This window comes from Micromonospora sicca, assembly GCF_003172935.1.
GTDB lineage: Bacteria > Actinomycetota > Actinomycetes > Mycobacteriales > Micromonosporaceae > Micromonospora > Micromonospora sicca.
Genome location: NZ_QGKS01000529.1, coordinates 1 through 2563, shown reverse-complemented (window position 1 = coordinate 2563; position 2563 = coordinate 1). Strand labels below are relative to the sequence as shown.

Annotated in this window: 4 protein-coding genes; 3 read left to right on the top strand and 1 reads right to left on the bottom strand. The window is 77.6% G+C overall.

Features of this window, described 5'->3' with window-relative positions; translation table 11 throughout:
* The coding region (locus DKT69_RS37225; protein WP_109806032.1) for a hypothetical protein at window positions 1–970 on the bottom strand (970 nt) is incomplete at its 3' end.
* Window positions 971–1088: 118 nt separating this feature from the next.
* On the opposite strand from DKT69_RS37225, the gene DKT69_RS37220 reads away from it, so the two are divergent.
* From DKT69_RS37220 to DKT69_RS40515, 3 genes are all read left to right on the top strand, one after another.
* Window positions 1089–1772 carry a PASTA domain-containing protein gene (locus tag DKT69_RS37220; RefSeq protein WP_109806033.1) on the top strand — a complete coding sequence of 228 codons (684 nt, stop codon included), beginning with the start codon at window positions 1089–1091 and terminating at the stop codon, window positions 1770–1772.
* A gap of 100 nt (window positions 1773–1872) precedes the next feature.
* Window positions 1873–2445 carry a hypothetical protein gene (locus DKT69_RS37215; RefSeq protein WP_236648779.1) on the top strand — a complete coding sequence of 191 codons (573 nt, stop codon included), beginning with the start codon at window positions 1873–1875 and terminating at the stop codon, window positions 2443–2445.
* A partial coding sequence (locus tag DKT69_RS40515; protein ID WP_236648778.1) for a PASTA domain-containing protein occupies window positions 2367–2563 on the top strand: 197 nt, incomplete at its 3' end. The genes DKT69_RS37215 and DKT69_RS40515, both read left to right, overlap by 79 nt.

Below are 2563 nucleotides of genomic sequence, written 5' to 3'. Positions count from 1 at the left end.
GGTGCCCCCGGGTGGTGCCGGTGGGAGGCTCGTCGGGCCCGGCGGTGCGCTGCCGGGGCACGGTCACCCCGTCCGGCGCGACGGTGCGGCGCTCCGCCCGCTGGGCCAGCGCGGCCACCAGGACCGAGCCGCCCACCCCGGCGATCACCGCGTACGGGGCGATCAGGTGGGCCGAGACCTGCTCGGCGGCGATTGCGGCGAGCCTCGGCACGGCCAGCAGGTACGCCACCGCCACGAGCAGCGGGCCGGCCGCTCCGGACGCCGCCGCCCCGACCCGCCGCTCCGCCAGCCGTGCGGTACGCCGGGCGGCCAGCGCGCCGATCACCAGCGCGGAGCCCATCGCGAGGAGTGCGCCCGGCCAGTAGAAGTAGTCCCGGATCCAGAACCGGTCACTGTCGGCGCTGATCTGCCAGATGCCGAGCTGCGCGCTGGTCAGGCCCCGTCCGGCGAGCACGCTGTCGACCACCGAGACCACGGCGAGCAGCCAGAGCCATCCGGTCGTCGCGATCAGGTTGGTGGCGGCCGCCCTCGAGTGCAGCGCCCAGGCCGCCACGAGCACGCCGACCAGCAGTCCGACGGCGGCGTAGCCGGCGGCGACAGTCTGCGGGGAGAAGGTGTCCGGCACCCGCGCCGCGCGGGCCGGTACGGCGACCAGGAGCACCGTGATCAGCGCGCCGACCGCCCCGGCGACGGCCAGGGTGAGCTTCCCCAGCGTCCGGCCCGGTTCCTCGTCCTCGCCGCCCCGCGCCCGCAGCCGCTGCGCGCAGACCGCGCCCGCGACCACCGAGGTGGCGGAGATCCAGGTGGCCCAGGCGAGGCTCGCCACCCACGCCGCGTCGACCCGGGCCGCGTCGTTCGGCGTCCAGTTGATGATGCCCAGGCCGTAGCCGAAACCCAGTTGCGCCGCGCCCGCACCGGCAGCGACGCCGATCGCGATGGCGACCGATCCTCCCCAGCCCCGTCTGGCCATGCCGGGGAGCGTAGCGTCCCAGGGTCGGCTCGGCGAGTCGTGGCGGGCAGCCGGAACCGGTCGCGGCCGGGGGTTGGTGGCGGGGGCTACGGTCGCCGGTGATGAGGCGGTGGACGTGATGACGGACGGGTACCCGGAGCGGCAGACCGCACCCGGGCCGGCTGACCAGGGGCCGGACCGGGTCAGACTACTGCTCGGCGGTGGGCTGGCGGTGGCGCTGCTGGCCGTGATCGGCGCCAGCGGCGGCTGGCTCATCGCGGGCGGCGACCCCGGTCCCGCCGGCCCGCCGGCGGCGGCGGTGACCACCGCGCCCGCCCAGACGCCGACCACGGACGGGCCGCACAGCACGCCCCCGGTGACCCGGACGACCGCGCGGACCACGCCGGCCGGCGGGCTGACCGTGCCCGAGTTGGTCGGGGTCGACTTCACCGACGCCCGCCGGCAGTTGCACGAGCGGAAGCTCGGCTGGCGGCTGGTCTTCGGCACGGGCACCGGCCGCAACGTCGAGCGCACCTCGCCCGAGCCCGGTACGCCGGTTCGCCGGGGAGTCACCGTCACCCTCTGGGTGGCCGGCCCGGCGCCGGCCGTGGCCGTACCGGATCTGGTCGGCGATGACTGCGCCGCCGCCGCGGACGACCTGGTCGAGGCGGGCCTCTACCCGCGTTACCGCACCGGTCGGCGCGGCACCGTCACCGCGCAGGATCCGGCCGCCGGCGCGTCGGCCCGGTGGAACGACCCGGTCGCCCTCGGCTGCGGCGACCCGCCGTCGACCACACCCGACAGTCCGGCGCCGACCCCCTGACCGGCGGCTCGCCGCGCTGATCCCCACCGATGGCGGTCCGGACCGCTAACTTGGATGATCGAGGGCCAGGGCGCCCGCCCCGGTGGGGAAAGGACGTGCGATGAGCGACGACCGCCAGGAACCACCCGGGGACGACGCCGACGCCACCCGGGCGCTGCCGCCGGACCGTGGCCCTGGTGGGGCGGACGCCGATGCCACCCGGGCGCTGCCGCCGACCGGTGACCGGACGGCGCGGCAGCAGCCCGCCGACCGGACCGCACCCCTGCCGGTGGCCTGGTCCGGGCGGGCCGGGGTGCCGCCACCCAGGCCGGTCGGCTACCAGGAGGCCGGCACCGAGTGGTACACCGAGGAGCAGGCCGGCCGTCGCTGGTGGATGCCGATCCTGCTGGGCATCCTCGCGCTGTTGCTGATCGCGCTGATCGGGGTGGGCGTCTGGCTGGCGCTGCGGGCGGCGGACCGGGGGCCCGAGCCGTCCCCCTCGCTCACGCCGGGGCCGACCACGGCCCCGGCGACCACCGCCGCGCCGACCTCGGCGGCGCCGACCACCCAGCCGCCGACCACCCGCCCACCACCACGGCCGCGGCCCGGGTGCCGATGCCGCCGCTGGTGGGGCTGCCGGAGGCGACCGCCCGGGCGGTCCTCGACCGGTTGGGCGTGGACTATCGGGTGGTGACCCGGACGTCGGACCGACCCGCCGGCACGGTGATCGAGACCGACCCGGGCGCCGGCGAGGCGATCGCCGAGGGCGACCAGGTCATCGTCGTGGTCGCCGAGGCCGCGGCCCCGACGAC